Source organism: Bacillus solimangrovi, from assembly GCF_001742425.1.
GTDB classification, from domain to species: Bacteria; Bacillota; Bacilli; order Bacillales; family Bacillaceae_N; genus Bacillus_AV; species Bacillus_AV solimangrovi.
Genome location: NZ_MJEH01000022.1, coordinates 182,397 through 198,403 on the forward strand (window position 1 = coordinate 182,397; position 16,007 = coordinate 198,403).

Annotated in this window: 18 protein-coding genes; 1 reads left to right on the top strand and 17 read right to left on the bottom strand. The window is 36.0% G+C overall.

Annotated features, from left to right (window positions below; translation table 11 throughout):
* The first annotated feature begins 108 nt into the window (after nt 1-108).
* The gene (locus BFG57_RS09545) at nt 109-1,275 is read left to right on the top strand and encodes a response regulator (RefSeq protein WP_069717248.1); all 1,167 of its coding nucleotides are present in this window, start codon (nt 109-111) and stop codon (nt 1,273-1,275) included.
* A 114-nt stretch (nt 1,276-1,389) separates the two neighbouring features.
* On the opposite strand, the gene hypE is transcribed toward BFG57_RS09545, so the two are convergent.
* The 17 genes from hypE to BFG57_RS09630 all read right to left on the bottom strand — a co-directional run bounded on the left by hypE (nt 1,390) and on the right by BFG57_RS09630 (nt 15,986).
* Nucleotides 1,390-2,388 carry a hydrogenase expression/formation protein HypE gene (hypE, locus tag BFG57_RS09550; RefSeq protein ID WP_069717249.1) on the bottom strand — a complete coding sequence of 333 codons (999 nt, stop codon included), beginning with the start codon at nt 2,386-2,388 and terminating at the stop codon, nt 1,390-1,392.
* Complete coding sequence (gene hypD, locus BFG57_RS09555; RefSeq protein WP_069717250.1) at nt 2,385-3,500, bottom strand: hydrogenase formation protein HypD; 1,116 nt, start codon at nt 3,498-3,500, stop codon at nt 2,385-2,387. Before hypD ends, hypE begins: the two co-directional genes overlap by 4 nt.
* Nucleotides 3,484-3,708: a HypC/HybG/HupF family hydrogenase formation chaperone gene (locus tag BFG57_RS09560; RefSeq protein WP_069717251.1), complete on the bottom strand. Its 225-nt coding sequence runs from the start codon at nt 3,706-3,708 to the stop codon at nt 3,484-3,486. The genes hypD and BFG57_RS09560 overlap by 17 nt, the downstream gene beginning before the upstream one ends.
* A 20-nt stretch (nt 3,709-3,728) precedes the next feature.
* On the bottom strand, nt 3,729-6,014 hold the full coding sequence (gene hypF, locus BFG57_RS09565; protein ID WP_069717252.1) for a carbamoyltransferase HypF: 2,286 nt from the start codon (nt 6,012-6,014) through the stop codon (nt 3,729-3,731).
* On the bottom strand, nt 5,987-6,658 hold the full coding sequence (gene hypB / locus BFG57_RS09570) for a hydrogenase nickel incorporation protein HypB (RefSeq protein ID WP_069717253.1): 672 nt from the start codon (nt 6,656-6,658) through the stop codon (nt 5,987-5,989). Before hypB ends, hypF begins: the two co-directional genes overlap by 28 nt.
* An 18-nt stretch (nt 6,659-6,676) precedes the next feature.
* The gene (locus BFG57_RS09575) at nt 6,677-7,027 is read right to left on the bottom strand and encodes a hydrogenase maturation nickel metallochaperone HypA/HybF (protein WP_069717254.1); all 351 of its coding nucleotides are present in this window, start codon (nt 7,025-7,027) and stop codon (nt 6,677-6,679) included.
* A gap of 1 nt (nt 7,028) precedes the next feature.
* Entirely contained in the window at nt 7,029-7,448 is a 420-nt protein-coding gene (locus tag BFG57_RS09580; RefSeq protein ID WP_069717255.1) for a hypothetical protein, read from the bottom strand.
* Nucleotides 7,445-7,948: a HyaD/HybD family hydrogenase maturation endopeptidase gene (locus BFG57_RS09585; protein ID WP_069717256.1), complete on the bottom strand. Its 504-nt coding sequence runs from the start codon at nt 7,946-7,948 to the stop codon at nt 7,445-7,447. Before BFG57_RS09585 ends, BFG57_RS09580 begins: the two co-directional genes overlap by 4 nt.
* Nucleotides 7,938-8,678, bottom strand: a complete 741-nt coding sequence (gene cybH / locus BFG57_RS09590; RefSeq protein WP_069717257.1) for a Ni/Fe-hydrogenase, b-type cytochrome subunit — start codon at nt 8,676-8,678, stop codon at nt 7,938-7,940. The genes BFG57_RS09585 and cybH overlap by 11 nt, the downstream gene beginning before the upstream one ends.
* A gap of 13 nt (nt 8,679-8,691) precedes the next feature.
* Nucleotides 8,692-10,404, bottom strand: coding sequence for a nickel-dependent hydrogenase large subunit (locus BFG57_RS09595; RefSeq protein WP_069717258.1), 1,713 nt, complete (start codon nt 10,402-10,404; stop codon nt 8,692-8,694).
* Nucleotides 10,405-10,415: 11 nt separating this feature from the next.
* Nucleotides 10,416-11,486 (bottom strand): hydrogenase small subunit, encoded by a 1,071-nt coding sequence (locus BFG57_RS09600; RefSeq protein ID WP_069717259.1) that lies wholly within the window; start codon nt 11,484-11,486, stop codon nt 10,416-10,418.
* A gap of 240 nt (nt 11,487-11,726) precedes the next feature.
* The gene (gene tatC / locus BFG57_RS09605) at nt 11,727-12,488 is read right to left on the bottom strand and encodes a twin-arginine translocase subunit TatC (protein ID WP_069717260.1); all 762 of its coding nucleotides are present in this window, start codon (nt 12,486-12,488) and stop codon (nt 11,727-11,729) included.
* A gap of 159 nt (nt 12,489-12,647) precedes the next feature.
* Nucleotides 12,648-12,836: a twin-arginine translocase TatA/TatE family subunit gene (locus tag BFG57_RS09610; protein ID WP_069717261.1), complete on the bottom strand. Its 189-nt coding sequence runs from the start codon at nt 12,834-12,836 to the stop codon at nt 12,648-12,650.
* Nucleotides 12,837-12,864: 28 nt separating this feature from the next.
* The gene (gene tatA / locus BFG57_RS09615; protein ID WP_069717262.1) at nt 12,865-13,059 is read right to left on the bottom strand and encodes a twin-arginine translocase TatA/TatE family subunit; all 195 of its coding nucleotides are present in this window, start codon (nt 13,057-13,059) and stop codon (nt 12,865-12,867) included.
* Nucleotides 13,060-13,283: 224 nt separating this feature from the next.
* Nucleotides 13,284-14,546: a threonine ammonia-lyase IlvA gene (ilvA, locus tag BFG57_RS09620; protein WP_069717263.1), complete on the bottom strand. Its 1,263-nt coding sequence runs from the start codon at nt 14,544-14,546 to the stop codon at nt 13,284-13,286.
* A gap of 354 nt (nt 14,547-14,900) precedes the next feature.
* A complete protein-coding gene (locus BFG57_RS09625) occupies nt 14,901-15,335 on the bottom strand; it encodes a universal stress protein (protein ID WP_069717264.1) in 435 nt (144 codons plus the stop codon).
* A gap of 165 nt (nt 15,336-15,500) precedes the next feature.
* Nucleotides 15,501-15,986 carry a dihydrofolate reductase gene (locus BFG57_RS09630; protein WP_069717265.1) on the bottom strand — a complete coding sequence of 162 codons (486 nt, stop codon included), beginning with the start codon at nt 15,984-15,986 and terminating at the stop codon, nt 15,501-15,503.
* Nucleotides 15,987-16,007: the final 21 nt, after the last annotated feature.

Here is a 16,007-nt window from a genome sequence, read left to right on the forward strand (position 1 = left end):
GGTATAATCATCCTTCAACTAACTATCTATATACTATTAGACTTTATGACAAAGTTAATCATGATCAGAAATATCAGTAATTAATTTCATGAAAGGATCTATGTGTACATGCACATTTTACTTATCCATGCTATATCAGCCGAGAGGCGTAATTTAATTGACTTGCTCAAATCTCATAAAAATACAAAACAGATCACTAAGTTCAAATCTATTGAAAGTGCGAACGGCTATTTACTAAAAGTAACAAATGATACTTCAATTCCTGACGTTATTCTAGTGGATAATTTCAACAATTCGAATAAAGTTCTTAAATTATGTTCGAACATGCGTAAACAAACGTGGCTTAAATATATCCCTGTGTTACTTCTATCTGATACTTCTCACATGTCCTTTTTAGAACGAGCCATTAATCATGGCGTTACAGATTATATAAATAAACCTGTACATCCAACAGAAGTTCTTAATCGAATTAGCCTATCTGTAAAATTAAAGATAGAAAGCGAAGAAAATAGGAGAAGAGAGAAAGAACTCGCTTATATGTTCAAGTCAATTCATGAAGACGTTGAACTTGCAAGACAAATCCAATCAGGAATTCTCCCTAATGAAATAACTGATAATAATATTCAAATTTCTGCATTGTTTCAGCCTTCAGAACAACTTTCAGGAGATATGTATTATTGGGTAAAAATTAATGATCACCAATATGCGATAATATTAATCGACATCGTTGGACATGGCATTCATGCCGCATTAGTTAGCATGTCCTTCCGCTCTCTCCTTCACGGGTTATTAACTCGAGTAGTAGATCCAATTCTCGTAATAGAAGAGTTAAATGATCATATTCATCAATTATTTAAACAACAAAATCGAACTCGTTTATTAAACTATTATTTCACAGCATTATATGCAGTTATTGATACAGCAGAACAGACTATTGAATATGTAAATGCAGGGCACCCTGATGGATTATTTATTACTGAACAGCAAGATCTTTTATTGATGAATGAAGGGTGCCCACCGATAGGACTTATCCCAAATATGGTAGTAAAAAAAGAAAAAATAGCATACCATTCACAAACAAAACTACTTTTCTTTACAGATGGATTAATTGAAATATCAAATCAAAAATTATGGACAGATCGTCTGATAAGTCATCTTAAACAATCATTCTATCTAGATAATGAAAAATTACTTAATCGAATCATAGACAGTCGAAATAACGAATCTATTCAGAATGATGACATCTGCATTATTGCTATTAATTTAAAACCTTAATAAATCATTTAAATCTTGAAAACACGACCTATAGTAATTTTATGTAAGTCGTGTTTTCTCATAATTATGAATTTAATGTATACATATTAAGTAGTAATTAATCTATAACTAGCGTTAACAAATCCTAGGAAATTGCATTCCTGCTAACCGTCGTAGCATACGTCGACTTCCAAGTGCAGTTTCCAACAATATCCTGCCATTCGTAGTTGCCGTCACTCTCCCGATAACCTTTGACTCTTCTGTTTCTTTATATTTTTTTAGCAACTGAAGGACGTCTTCCTCTACTTCTTCCGCTACAATCATTACGACTTTACCCTCATTTGCCAAATATAGTGGGTCAAAACCTAACAAATCACAAGCCCCATGCACTTCTCTTCGAACTGGAATAGCCTCTTCTTCAAGTTGGATTTCTAGATCCTCTGATTCACAAATCTCAACTAAAGTTGTTGCTAGCCCTCCTCGTGTTGGATCACGCATGACTTTTACCCCATCTATTTCATTTAGCAACGCTTCAATTGGAGCGTGTAAGCAAGCACAATCACTGTCCAAATCCATTTCAAGACCAAGTTCACCACGCGCTGCTAATACAGCCATCCCATGATCTCCAATTGAACCACTAACGATAACACTATCTCCTTCTTGAACAGGTGTACTTGTTGTTTCAATAACTCTACCTACACCAGCTGTATTAATAAACAATCCATCTGCACTACCTCGTTCTACAACTTTAGTATCACCTGCTACAATTTTAACATTTGCATTTGATGCTTCAGTTGCCATGTCCGCTACAATTTGCTTCAAATCTGTTAATCGGAAACCTTCCTCAATAATAAATGAAGCTGTCAAAAATAGTGGGACAGCTCCACTAACAGCTAGGTCATTCACTGTACCTGCAACTGCTAACTTACCAATTGAACCACCTGGGAAAAAGAGCGGTTGAATAACAAAGCTATCAGTTGTTAATGCAAGCTTTGTCCCAGGAGAATCAAATATCGCAGCATCCTGTTGTGCTTCTCGTTCGTGTCCAAATGCTTTGACAAATACATCTTGTATTAATCGGTGTGCAAGTTCTCCACCATCACCATGTGCTAAATTAATTCGCTCTCCACTCATGCTTCCACCTCTTGTAGATATTGATAAGATGCTGAACAACTTCCTTCAGTAGAAACCATACATGGACCTATAGGCTTTATCGGTGTACATCCCTTCCCAAACAAAATACATTCAGAAGGTGAAATTTTCCCACTAATTACTTCTCCACAACGACATTTCGTTTTTGGGGGCTCCTTCGTTTGTATTTGAAATCGTTCTCTAGCATTAAATTGGTTATACTCTTCTTTCAACCGTAAACCACTATTATTAATGATTCCAAGTCCACGCCAGTTTTCATCTGATAACCTAAAATACTGCTCCATTAAACGAATTGCATTACGATTGCCTTCTCTCGAGACAACTGCTTTATAACAATTCTTAATACTCTTATCATTTTCTAATAAAGATAAAAGACATTCATAAATTCCACTTAAAAGCTCTACTGGTTCAAAACCTGTAATACTACCAGTGACACCGAAGTCTTTCGGTAAAAAATCGAAATGCTCACTACCTGTCACCATTGCGACATGACCTGGTAATAAAAATGCATCAATTGCAGTATCTCCCTCTTCTAATAAAGTACGTAATATCGGTTCAACTAGCTTAGTAGAAAGCCAAACTGAAAAATTTTCAACGTCGTGTTGTTCTGCTAAATCGATTGCCACTGATATAATTGGTATTGTCGTTTCAAACCCTACACCTAAAAAAACGACTTGTTTAGTAGGATGGTCTATCGCCAACTTCACAGCATCAAGAGGTGAATATACGACACGAACATCTCTTCCTTCTGCCTTCGCTTCCATCAAAGTAATCGTCGAACCTGGCACACGCATCATATCTCCAAATGTACAAAGAATTACCTCTTTTTCTAATGAAAGTTGAATCATAGAATCTATTTCTTCCTGCGCTGTGACACATACGGGACATCCAGGACCTGATATCAACTTAACATGATCACTTAAGGCCTGCTTTACACCACTTTTTGCTAATGCCATCGTATGTGAACCACATACTTCCATGATTACAGGTAAACGTTTATATTGAGCTGTATACCTATTACTTAATTGTTTAACCTTTGTTAACAACTGCCTACTTAACATAGGGTCAGAGGAAGTTTTAAGTAGTTCGTACATCAACAATCTTCCTCCATTCCTCAATGCTCTCTTTCGCATATTGTTCATCAATAATTGACATCGCTTGTCCTGCATGAACAATGACAAATTGTCCTACCTCAACTTCTGTTACAAAAATTATCCCAACTTCCATCTTCGAACCCATCACATCAATCGTTGCATCATATTCTCTTTTCTCTATTACCTTTGCTGGTACTCCTACACACATGCTTTTCACTCCTTTACCATTCACAGTGCTGCTTTAGCAATCATTAGTTGACCAATTGCTAAACCACCGTCACCACATGGCACTCGATGATGTTTGTATACATCAAACTTGTGTACAGTAAGCATTCGTTGGATGTCATGTGATAACTTGACATTGTGAAAACTACCGCCTGACAAAACGACTTTATTTGTATAAATCTGATTCACCTTTACAACTTCAAGTACTGCTGTAATGATTGCAGAAACGACTGTCTCATGAAAACGTACGATTATTTCATCGATAGACACGCCACTTAAATAATCTTCAACAATTTCTCTTAACATCTGGCTAAAATCTATTTCTATTAATTCATTGATTCGACATAACTCATATGTAAAAGGTTTAGCGTTGTCATTTTTTATATGAATAGCTTTTAACTGTTCAGATAATAAAATTGCTGCTTCCCCTTCATAGGAGGTAATATGACATATTCCTAGTATCGAACTAATAGCATCGAACAATCTCCCACACGTTCCCACAAGAGGGCTGTTCAATTTTTTATTTATCATTTTTTCGATAATATCAATCTCAAATTTTTTATTAGAGAAAATTTGATTTGCGATATCTTTCCCATCTTCAAGTTGATGAATGAGCATGGCAACAGCGTTACGCCAAGGTTCCTTAATTGCCTTCTCACCACCTGGCAATGGACTGTAACGGAGGTGTGCAAGTCGCTCCACACCACATGCATTTCCATATAAAACTTCAAAACCCCAAATATTCCCATCATCTCCATATCCAGTTCCGTCCAATATGATACCTAGACAAGGCTCAGTAAGATTATTTTCAGTCATGCATGCGACATGGTGTGCATGATGATGTTGCACTTCAAATATCGGAACTTGTAAGTTATCCGCCCATTCCCGAATGTGATAATTAGGATGTTTATCAATTACTGCAATCCGATGCTGAACGGAAAAAAGCTGTTGTGTTCGTTCATAATCTTCTTGCAAATAGTCAACCATATCCACCCCTGTTATCTCACCAATATGCTTAGATAAAAAAATTTGTTTATTACGACCAATTGCATATGTATTCTTTTGATCACTACCTAAAGCGAGTATTCCATCAACATCGACATGAACTGAAATTGGTTCAGGTGCATATCCCCTACCTCGTCGTAAAAATGTAGGATAACTGACATCCGTGCACATAACTGAATCATCGATTGATTGAAGGATCGGACGGTCGTCACTTAATATGGCATCACTTACTTCTTGCAACTTACTTAACGCATCCTCTTCTGTTGAAATCATCGGTAACCCTGATATATTTGCACTCGTCATTACTAATACATCGGTTTGCATCCCGTTAAATATTAAGTAATGAAGAGGTGTATATGGTAACATGATACCTAATGAACGATAGTTGGGTGCGACTTCCATAATACTAGTAGATTCTCGTAAAGGTAAGATGACAATTGGAGCTTCGGATGATGACAATAGCTGCTCGTCATCTTCACTAACTATGCACAATTGTTTTGCAACTTTAAGTGAACGTACCATGCATGCCAACGGACGTGATGGGCGATGCTTTCTCACTCGTAGTTCATTAACTACTGTTGGATTAGTTGCATCACATACGAGGTGATAACCTCCAAGACCTTTTATCGCAACAACCTTACCTTGGTCTATCAGTCGCCTTACCTCTGTAATTGCTGCTTCCTTTTCAGCTCGAATGGTTCCATCCATCTTTATTAGGCGGAGATTTGGTCCACACTTATGACATGAGATTGGCTGAGCATGATGTCTACGATTCATTGTGTCCTTATATTCTGCTTCGCACTTTTCACACATTTTAAACTGTTGCATCGATGTTCGTGGCCTATCATATGGTAAAGAATCAATGATTGTATAACGTGGACCACATTGAGTACAATTGATGAACGGGTACTGATACCGGTGATTTGTTGGATCGTTTAACTCTTCTAAACATACTTGGCATATAGCTGTTTCAATCGGGACAATCAGGTTTGAATCACCCTGTGCTTCGCTAGGTTCGATTGTAAAATCAAAAAAGTTATGTTGATTAGATACGTCCTTCACTTCGAAAAAATCAATTCTTGCTGCATGAGGTTTTTTTTCATGCAATTGGTTAATAAATACATCCATAAGTCTCTCACTTGCTTGTGCAATTATGCGAACACCGTCCTTGTTATTCTGTACGTTCCCAACTATTCCTAGATCTTTCGCACATTGAAACACATATGGACGAAAACCTACTCCCTGAACTCTACCTCTTATTGTGATACATTTTGTTGTTGACACGCCCGATATGCCTCACGAATCCAAGTTAACCATTGTTCAATTCCTTCATCTGTTTTTGCAGAAAGTGTCATTAAATAGGAATCTGGATTTATTGCATTCAAATCTAGCTTCGCTTGCTCTACACTGAAATCAATGTATGGGAGTAGATCAATTTTATTTAGCAACACCATTTCTGTCCTGCGAAACATAACAGGATATTTAGGAATTTTATCGTTTCCTTCTGGGATACTTAATACTGCAACTTTATGATCCTGTCCTAAGTCATAACCAGATGGACAAACAAGGTTCCCAACGTTCTCAATAAATAAAATTTCGATATCTTCTAAATTGAATTCAGGAAGTACTTTCGTTACCATTCTTGCATCCAAATGACAGCCACCATTTGTATTAATTTGAATGGCTTGTGCTCCTGCTCGTCTAATCCGTTCTGCATCCTGCTCAGTAGCTAAATCACCTTCAATTACTCCAATTTTAAATTCATTTGCTAAAGCCGCAATTGTACGTTCTAATAGTGTCGTCTTACCTGCACCCGGAGAACTCATTAAATTAATGACGAGTGTATGATTGGATTGGAATAAATTACGGTTATAATTTGCTACTTCATTATTATTAGACAATACATCTTGATCTAATGTAACCTTCATTCTTGCTGTCCTCCTCTACTATTCACCTTCGTATGAACGTATTTTAAAAGTGTCTCCACTCATAATCTTCCCACCTGGTAGCCCACAAGATGGGCATAATGCAAGTCTTTGGTCTGGTTCGTATTCAAGATTACAAAAAATACACTCCGCTAATGACCGTTCTCTTATGATTGTTAATTGAGAATCAGCTTGCAACCCAGATACACCCTGTTTTTTATAAACTAAGAACGCCATCTCTAATGCATCTGGTAACGCGTTACTTAAGTCACCAACGATTAGTTCTACTTCTTTCACTATTGTAAAATTGTGCTTTTCCATGTCGATTGAAATAAGGTTTAAGATATCTCCCATTAGCGCCATTTCATGCATGTTACTCACCTTCTACAAGTCCAATATATAACTGTCCATCTTCATACTGATTAGGTAACTCTTGTAGAGTTAACTCACCACAACCCTCATTAATATTGTAAGAAGTATCACAGTGAAAACACTTCAGTTCTTCCACATGTTCAAGCCAATGTATAAGTGACGAACATGATTGACAACGTAAATCGATGCTTACATTTCTCCCATTCTTCTTAAAAAGTGCTACTGAACGCCCTTGAATATATATCGTTCTACAGCCAACTATCGGGACTTCCACCGGACTTCTCACCCATTTAACTCCAGTTAGTTTATCTACTAAGCAGTCCAGTTTTTTTATATCATTTTCTATCATTGGAGTTGCTGCATATTTCACAGTGTCTACTAAACTATTTCGAACGTAATGGAAAAACTCCAGCCGATTCATGTCAGTTCTCTCCATATATGAATTTGTTGTTTTATTTCTTTAATAAGGGTAGGGATACAATCTTGAATTTTCTCAGTCAGTCCAATCCCAAATTGTAATGAATGTGGTTGAAGCCCAAACATGACCATTTCTTCAGGCATTCGTTCAAGTAGTTTGGCAGCTTGTAATACTTCTTGAAATCCAAGTTGATGGATCGACATTTTTATACCAAAATAACTAGGAATCTCATCATCTCGTAACACAATTAATGTTCCAGGTTCTTTACCGGCATTAATCGCATCAATGATGATCAACAAATCACATTGTTCGATCGGTTCAAGTAGACGAATTCCCTCTGTTGCACCTTCTAAAATTTCTACATTATCAAACTCGCATAAAGCACGTTCAAGTTCAGGAATGATATGCACACCAAGACCTTCGTCACTATATAACGTATTTCCAATTCCTAATACTGTAATCTTTTTAACTAGTTTTTTATTTGGGATGATTTCAGTTGTCATCTTTATTACCCTTCTTTTCAGCATCATTTTTATACCCTGTAAATATAGATGATAATGTCCCATTTTTCTCAGACCAATCTTCACGAATTGCCATATAAAGATGAACAACGGTGAAAATGATAAACCCCCATGCAACTATATGATGCCAAGAACGTACTGAAAAGCTCTCTCCTCCAAATAACATTGGAACCCACGCAAACAACTTCCCATAAAAAGATTCTGGTTGAGGTTCAAACAGTAAATAAAAACCTGTAGATATACTGATAATTGAACCCAGACCAATAAATATCCAATAACTAAGCTCTGCCATTGGATTATGACCAATATAATGCCTTTTTTTATTGTTCATAAATAAATAGTATTTCAACGTTTCAAAGATACCTCGCCACCATGATAGCTTTAAAGGATTAGACTTTGCATGTTTGTTTCCGTGAAATACCCAATACAATCGAACGATTAAATTCAACGTAAAAATATATCCAAATAAAAAATGAATGTTTCGTACCCAACCCATCAAGTAATTCTCAGAAGCATGTTCTGGTACTGTTGCACTGAAAAAAGGGTTTCCTATATAAAAACCTGTAGCAATCAAAACTAGAATTGAGAAAGCATTGATCCAATGAAAAATTCGTACAGGCAATTCCCACACATAAGTACGGTTATCTTCGTTATGAGAATCTATACGACTCTTTATTGGGTCAAACTTGTTTGAGTGTTTGGGTGCTCCCATCGAACATTCCCCCTCACGTAATTTTGATTTGAACAGAATCCTTAGATTCTAAATCTGTCAAGTGTACAGCACAAGCTAAGCAAGGGTCGAAAGAATGAATAATTCTCAAAATTTCTAAAGGCTGCTCTGGATCTATGATTGGTGTACCTTTTAAAGATGCTTCATACGCACCTATTTTTCCTTTACTATCTTTTGGAGAAGCATTCCAAGTTGACGGAACGACTGCTTGATAATTTTTTGTTTTACCATCTTCAACGACAATCCAATGCCCTAGTGCTCCACGAGGTGCCTCGATCCAACCAACACCTTTTGTCTGCTTCGGCCAACTTTCGGGTTCCCATTTTGTTTTATCAAAAGTCACTTGATCTCCATTTTTTATATTCGTTAATAGTGACGCCATGTCATCACGCATCCAATCAACGATTAATAACGATTCTAAACCTCGAGCGATCGTTCGTCCTAGTGCTGATTTTAATGCCGAGATTGGTACATCTAACTTTTTCAACGTATCGTCTATTACCTTTACATATTCCTCACGTCCTAAGGCATATCCGATCATCATTCGCGCTAGTGGACCTGTTTCCATCGGTTCACCTTTCCAACGAGGTGACTTTAACCAACTATATTCCTTATCTGTATCTAACTGCTTATATGGTGTTTGTGGTCCCGTATAATTAAAGTTTGTTTCTCCTTCCCATGGATGAAGACCACCTTCTCCAGTCTCATAGGAGTACCATGAATGATCGATAAATTCCTTTACTTGTTCAGGATCTTTAAGATTGACATCATGTACTTTACTTAAATCTCCATTTAAAATGACTCCTCTTGGAAAACGATAATTATTCGTGTCATAAATATCTGTCGTTGAAAAATCTCCATACGCCAAATAGTTATCTAATCCACCGCCATGTAACCAATCTTTATAATAGGAACCGATCGCAAGTAAATCAGGGATATATACTTTATGTACAAAGTCATATGCTTGATCAATAAGTTGCTTGACATGCATTAAACGTTCAGCATGAATTGCATTATCACTATTAATATCAATTGGTGTAGCCATGCCACCAACGACATAGTGTGGATGTGGATTTTTACCACCAAATATTGTTTGAATTTTAACAATTTCCTTCTGCCAATCGAGTGCCTCTAAGTAGTGAGCAACTGCTAGTAAATTGACCTCAGGTGGTAGCTTATATCCTTCATGCCCCCAATATCCGTTTGCAAAAATACCAAGCTGTCCACTATCTACAAGCTTTTTAACCTTATCTTGTATTCCTTTGAAATAACCAGGTGATGACTTTGCCCAATCTGAAATCGATTGTGCAATTCTACTCGTTTCATTGACATTAGCATCTAACGCACTAATAACATCAACCCAATCTAATGCATGTAAATGATAGAAATGAACGACATGATCATGTATAAAGATCGCTGCATTCATTATGTCTCGGATTAAATGTGCATTTTTCGGAATCTTTATCCCTAATGCATCTTCAGAGGCTCGAATTGAAGCTAATGCATGAGTGGAAGTACACACCCCGCAAATTCGCTGAACATACGCCCATACATCCCTTGGATCACGTTCTTTAACAATAAGCTCGATCCCTCGCACCGCTGTACCAGAGCTAAAAGCATCTTCAATTTTCCCATCTTTAACATCAGCTTCTATACGTAGATGCCCCTCAATTCGGGTTACAGGGTCAACTACAATACGTTCACTCATCTGCAATCACCTCAATCATCTTTTTCTTGGTTTTTATGTTTCTTAACAGTTGTAATGGCTGCATGGGCTGCTATACCTGCAGCTGTGACTCCCGCTGCATATGCACCAATCTTTTCAGGGTTCATCGTTGTCTGTGAACCTGGTACTTTTGTACGTCTAACGAAAAATGGACCATTATCCCAAAAATTCTCTTCAGAACAACCAATGCACGGACTACCTGATTGAATCGGATAACTTACACCACCATTCCAGCGCATCTCTGCACAGGAATTATACGTTGTAGGACCTTTACATCCTACTTTATATAGGCAATAGCCTTGCTTTGCCCCTTCATCATCAAATGATTCTACGAATAAACCTGCATCAAAATAAGCACGTCGATTACACTTATCATGGATGCGATGTCGATAAAATGCCTTTGGACGACCGAGATGATCAAGCTCTGGCATCATTTCAAATGTTAATATATGAGCTAAGACACCAGTCATAACTTCTGCAATCGGAGGACATCCTGGTACTTTAATTATAGGTTTGTCTTTTATAATATTTGTAACTGGCACCGCATCTGTTGGGTTCGGCGATGCAGCAGGGATCCCCCCCCAAGTTGAACAACTACCATATGTAATCACTGCTTTCGAATCCTTTGCTGTCTCAATTAATGTCTCCATCGCACCAAAACCACCAACAGTACAATACATACTCTCGCGAGGAATACTTCCTTCAACCGCTACAATGTACTCTCCTTTATAACTTTCCATAACATGTTTCCGAGCTTCTTCAACTTGGTGACCACTCGCAGCTGATAATACTTCGCTATATTCTAGTGATATCATCTCGAGAAGTACACTTTCTGGTTTCGGATGTGTCGAACGAATGAATGACTCAGAACATCCCGTACAGTCTTGAAATTGCAACCAAATAACTGGTACACGTGGCTTATTTTCCATTGCCTTCACAACATCATTTGTTTGAGAAAAATCAAGACCCATTGTTGCTGCTAATGCGGTGCACATTTTAAGAAATGAGCGACGAGAAACGCCACGCTCTAATGCTGTTTCATAAACTGTTTGTCTCTTTACCATCTAACACCCCTCCTAAACTTTGATTCTCATCATCCTTTTCAGTCTGTAATAAAAAGGGTGAATGTATAATACACTCATATACTGTTAATCACTTACTTTATAAAGATAAAGTAGCATAAGAGCAAAATTATGTCTTAGATTTCATTTTTTTGTAACACAACGTTCTTAACTGTATTTACTTAGTGAAAATAAAAAAAACTCATTTATTTTCTTTAGAAAAATAAATGAGTTTTCGTTATGTTATTCACCTGATAAATAATCACTGTACGTTTCTTTTTTTAATTTTTTCAATCTTCGACGATAAACAAATTTCGATAAGAAAATGCTGCATTCATATAATAGTAATAACGGAATTATGATTAAAACATCTGATAAGAAATCAGGTGGAGAAATTACTACTGAGATGATCACTAACACAAAATACGCATACTTTCTAATCTTAGTTAGTTTATAAGGGTCTATGATGCCTAAACTCGTTAAAAACATAATCACAACTGGTAGTTCAAACAAAATCCCAAATGGGAGTGTCAGTCTTAGAACAAATTGAAAATATTTTTCTGTTGTAAACATTGTTTGAAAATGGCCTTCTGATAATTCAATCAAAAAGTTCAAAACTATTGGTAAGATTACAAAATAACCGAACGATATACCACCTATAAACAAGAGAAATAACGCTGGAATATAAGAAAGCGTCACTCTTTGTTCTTTGTTAGTTAATCCAGGTTTAACGAACATCCATATTTGCCACGCTGCTACAGGTATTGTGCCAGCGATCGCAATCACACCTGCAAGCATGAAGTATACCCATAGAATCTCAGTAGGACTCAATACTGTTAGTTCAACATTCAAATCTTTCACGAACCATTTATATATATCTCCAACATAAATAAAACTTACAATTAGTAATATGACAAATGAGATGCCAGTGATAATTATGCGTTTACGTAGTTCACCTAAATGTTCAATGACATTCATTGATTCGTCTTTTTCTTCCACACCCATATCTGTTAACCCCCTACCTCTTCCAGCCTATATCAAATGATGTCATATCACTGTTAACTTTCACATTCGTTATTAGAGTTACTTCTTAGCAGAAGAAAGAAGATGCAAGCAACTTCTTACATCTTCTTTCTTCTGTCTTAAGCTATTTCTTTCGACTTGTTATTTGTCTTCGGTTTGTTTATTTTTATCTTTTGTGTCATCATCCATCAATCCATTTGTTGCGTTCTTAAACTCACGTAATGAATTTCCAAATGCTTTACCGATTTCAGGTAATTTACTCGGTCCAAAAATGACAAGCGCGATCACAAGTATAAGTATAAGTCCTGGTAATCCAATATTTGAAAGCATGTAATCACCTCTTTATTATAAACATATGTTATTTTTTTATTGTTTCCTTAACATCATCAGTGACTTCTTTAACTTCATCAGTTAATCCTTTTGTTGATTTCTTAAACTCAGATAATGTTTGTCCAGCAGCTTTACCTAGTTCTGGAAGTTTATTCGGTCCAAAAATAATTAAAGCTAATACTAATATTAAAATTAAGCCAGGGATACCAATATTTGATAGCATCTTCATTCCTCCTGTACTTTAATAAATAAGTGCATTATATGTATTATAACGATAAGCACTTGAAAAGTATATCATTTCTATTACTATTATACTGTGAACTCCTATCATTTTAATAAAAGAAAAACAATTGTTCATGATTCGTTCATATTTTTTAATATAAGGTTAACAGTTTCATTACTATTTTAGACAAAAATAAAACCGCTGACAAGACAGCGGTTTTATTTTTATATTAATAGATTAAATAATTTCTCGTCATGATTAATTGGCATATGCTCAAATCCCTTTATACCCATACGTTGAATAAGTGCGTCATAATCATCTGGATGTTTTAATTCAATGCCAACTAATGCTGGTCCATTGTCTTTATTATTTTTCTTCGTATATTCAAAACGTGTAATATCGTCATTTGGGCCTAAAACTTCATCTAGAAATTCACGTAATGCACCAGCACGTTGTGGAAAATTCACGATAAAGTAATGCTTCAATCCCTCATGAATAAGTGACTTTTCTTTAATTTCTTGCATACGTCCGATGTCATTATTCCCACCACTAATAATACAAACGACATTTTTTCCACGGATTTCTTCTTTGAACTGGTCTAACGCTGCAATAGAAAGCGCCCCTGCTGGTTCAGCAACAATAGCATTTTCATTATATAGCTCTAATATCGTCGTACATACTTTTCCTTCTGGAACGAGTACAACCTTATCGACAAATGAGCGAATCATCTCAAACGACAAATTTCCAATTCGTTGAACAGCAGCACCATCAACAAATTTATTTATTTTTTCAAGCTCCACAACTTTTTCTGCTTCCAATGATACTTTTAATCCTGCTGCACCTGTTGGTTCAACTCCGATCAGTTTCGTATCAGGACTTACACTTTTCACATAGGTACCAACTCCTGATAATAAACCTCCTCCACCTACAGCAGCAAATAAATAGTCAATTGACTCATCCATATCGTTCATAATTTCCATACCAACCGTTCCTTGCCCTGCGATAACATGCGGATCATCAAATGGATGAATAAAAGCTCTTTCCTCCTGTTCACATGCCTCCATTGCACTTTTGAAAGAATCATCAAACGTATCGCCCGTTAGAATAACTTCTACATTTTCACCACCAAACCTTTTCACTTGCGAAACTTTTTGGCGTGGTGTTGTAGAAGGCATAAAAATTTTCCCATGAATATTCATAATATTGCATGAATGAGCCACACCTTGTGCATGATTTCCAGCACTTGCACAAACAATTCCAGTTTCAAGCTCTTCTTCTGTAAGACTTTGAATTTTATTATATGCCCCTCGTAATTTAAACGAACGAACGAGCTGTTGATCTTCACGTTTAAGATATACATTACAATCATAACGTTCAGATAATATCGCATTATACTGCAGTGGTGTTTGAACAATAATATCTTTCAACACTTGATTTGCGATAACAATATCTTCTAGTTGAACTAAGGTTTTCGTCTGCTTCTTCATGGTCAATTATCCTTTCATTAATTCACATTTTCAATTCGTCAAAACACGTTGTGCAAATCAGTTTCTATCTATAATTATAGATAGTTCACAGTTAATTTTTTGTATCTTTTGAAAATTCGTAAACTCATTATAACATGATTTTTTCAAATGAAAACCTTGTTCGCGCAATACATTTTACTTTTAGAAAATGTACACGTTTTCATTACTTTCCGTTAAAATAAACGACGATCCGTTTGCAAATTTCACTATAATTTATTAACTAGTTTTCTTATAAAAACAAAAAAACACCTACACTTGATAGGTGTTTTAGTACATATTATTAGTCACTATGAATCAACATATCATACTCTATTTTTATAGCATACTGGCTGGAACAAATGTTACAGGACAAGTAGCCAAATGCAGTACACCATGGCTTACACTACCCAATGCTTTACTAACGTCAGGTCCCATTCCCCTTGAACCCATTATGATACAAGTAGCATTTTTCTTCTTTGCTTCCTGATTTATTTCAATTGATGCTAAGCCAACACGGACTGCTAATTCATATTTCACATTTATTTTATCAGCGTAGTTTGCTGCTCGCTGAAGGATTTGCTTCCCCTCTAAAATACATGCTTCTTCCATTTGTGCTTTTGCCGTTCCTTCTAGTTGATTAACATCTTCAGGTGTAGACTGTACATTCAATAATACGAGTGTAGTGTCAGCATTAGTTGCTATAGTTGTAGCGTAGTCAATTGCTTTGATCGCATATTCAGAACCATCTATCGGAATAACAATATAATTCATTATTAATTCCCTCTCCCTGCTCTAGTTTCTCTACCTAATTATATTATGGAACAGCAACCACAATTTAAGAAGTCTTGTATACATACTATTTATTTTATAAAAAGATTTCTCTGATTATCAGTAGCTTCATACTCTTTCAAAAGTGTGAGGCCTCTCACTATTTCGTCAAATACGTTCGTATAACTGGAAGTAATAATCATATGGATTTTTCTCATTCTTCAACCCTTTTTCACTCGTAACAAGTCTCCACTCATCTTCATTAAAAGAAGGAAAATAGATGTCACCTTCAAATGATTCGTCTATTTTTGTAATATATAACTTATCCGCAAACTGAAGTACTTGATTAAATATTTCAGCTCCACCAATAAAGAATACTTCATCATTTTGATCTTTCATTTTATTCACAATTTCATTTATAGAATGATATACAAATACACCTTCAGGTTGATAACCTTTGCGAGTTGTCAAAACAACATTATCACGACCAGGCAGTGGTCTTCCTATTGATTCAAACGTCTTTCTTCCCATAACAATTGTTTTTCCCATTGTAACTCGTTTAAAGTATTTCAAGTCTTCTGGCAAATGCCACGGTAATTCGTTTTCCTTACCTATAAGTCTATTTTTATCTACTGCAACTAATAAAGAAATCACCTATAATACAACCTTTCTATA

What these genes read in the sequence shown, in the direction of transcription:
- BFG57_RS09545 (WP_069717248.1), top strand. Translation starts at nt 109, where the DNA reads ATGCACATTTTACTTATCCATGCTATATCAGCCGAGAGGCGTAATTTA.
- hypE (WP_069717249.1), bottom strand. Translation starts at nt 2,388, where the DNA reads ATGAGTGGAGAGCGAATTAATTTAGCACATGGTGATGGTGGAGAACTT.
- hypD (WP_069717250.1), bottom strand. Translation starts at nt 3,500, where the DNA reads ATGTACGAACTACTTAAAACTTCCTCTGACCCTATGTTAAGTAGGCAG.
- BFG57_RS09560 (WP_069717251.1), bottom strand. Translation starts at nt 3,708, where the DNA reads ATGTGTGTAGGAGTACCAGCAAAGGTAATAGAGAAAAGAGAATATGAT.
- hypB (WP_069717253.1), bottom strand. Translation starts at nt 6,658, where the DNA reads ATGAAGGTTACATTAGATCAAGATGTATTGTCTAATAATAATGAAGTA.
- BFG57_RS09575 (WP_069717254.1), bottom strand. Translation starts at nt 7,027, where the DNA reads ATGCATGAAATGGCGCTAATGGGAGATATCTTAAACCTTATTTCAATC.
- BFG57_RS09580 (WP_069717255.1), bottom strand. Translation starts at nt 7,448, where the DNA reads ATGAATCGGCTGGAGTTTTTCCATTACGTTCGAAATAGTTTAGTAGAC.
- BFG57_RS09585 (WP_069717256.1), bottom strand. Translation starts at nt 7,948, where the DNA reads ATGACAACTGAAATCATCCCAAATAAAAAACTAGTTAAAAAGATTACA.
- cybH (WP_069717257.1), bottom strand. Translation starts at nt 8,678, where the DNA reads ATGGGAGCACCCAAACACTCAAACAAGTTTGACCCAATAAAGAGTCGT.
- BFG57_RS09595 (WP_069717258.1), bottom strand. Translation starts at nt 10,404, where the DNA reads ATGAGTGAACGTATTGTAGTTGACCCTGTAACCCGAATTGAGGGGCAT.
- BFG57_RS09600 (WP_069717259.1), bottom strand. Translation starts at nt 11,486, where the DNA reads ATGGTAAAGAGACAAACAGTTTATGAAACAGCATTAGAGCGTGGCGTT.
- tatC (WP_069717260.1), bottom strand. Translation starts at nt 12,488, where the DNA reads ATGGGTGTGGAAGAAAAAGACGAATCAATGAATGTCATTGAACATTTA.
- BFG57_RS09610 (WP_069717261.1), bottom strand. Translation starts at nt 12,836, where the DNA reads ATGCTTTCAAATATTGGATTACCAGGACTTATACTTATACTTGTGATC.
- tatA (WP_069717262.1), bottom strand. Translation starts at nt 13,059, where the DNA reads ATGCTATCAAATATTGGTATCCCTGGCTTAATTTTAATATTAGTATTA.
- ilvA (WP_069717263.1), bottom strand. Translation starts at nt 14,546, where the DNA reads ATGAAGAAGCAGACGAAAACCTTAGTTCAACTAGAAGATATTGTTATC.
- BFG57_RS09625 (WP_069717264.1), bottom strand. Translation starts at nt 15,335, where the DNA reads ATGAATTATATTGTTATTCCGATAGATGGTTCTGAATATGCGATCAAA.